The 397-nt window shown below is 68.8% G+C and carries 1 protein-coding gene; it reads left to right on the top strand.

Annotated elements, in window-relative coordinates:
- Positions 1 to 117: 117 nt before the first annotated feature.
- The coding region (locus I6F37_RS43500) for a carbon monoxide dehydrogenase subunit G (RefSeq protein ID WP_225154911.1) at positions 118 to 397 on the top strand (280 nt) is incomplete at its 3' end.

The raw sequence follows: 397 nt of genomic DNA on the forward strand, positions 1-397 counted from the left end.
GCCCGGCCTGAGGAAATTGCCGCCGGGCCGCGGCTTGCACATCGAAGCGGGCGCGCTAGGAAGATGCGCCTGCCATGCAGGCTGCACGTCAACGCCTGGCTGACAAGGGTGGCCTTCATGAAGATGACCGGGGAGCAACTGATCGCGGCGCCGCGCGACAAGGTCTGGGCGGCGCTGAACGACCCCGACGTCCTCAAGGCCTGCATTCCCGGCTGCCAGTCGCTGGAAAAGCTGGAGAACGACCGGCTGAAGGCCGTCGCGGTGGTCAAGGTCGGCCCGATCAGCGCCAAGTTCGCCGGTGAGGTCACCCTCTCCGACCTTGACCCGCCGAACGGCTACCGGATCTCCGGCGAAGGCCAGGGCGGCGCGGCGGGGTTCGCCAAGGGCGGCGCCAATG

The organism is Bradyrhizobium sp. NBAIM08, from assembly GCF_020193935.1.
Classification (GTDB): domain Bacteria; phylum Pseudomonadota; class Alphaproteobacteria; order Rhizobiales; family Xanthobacteraceae; genus Bradyrhizobium; species Bradyrhizobium yuanmingense.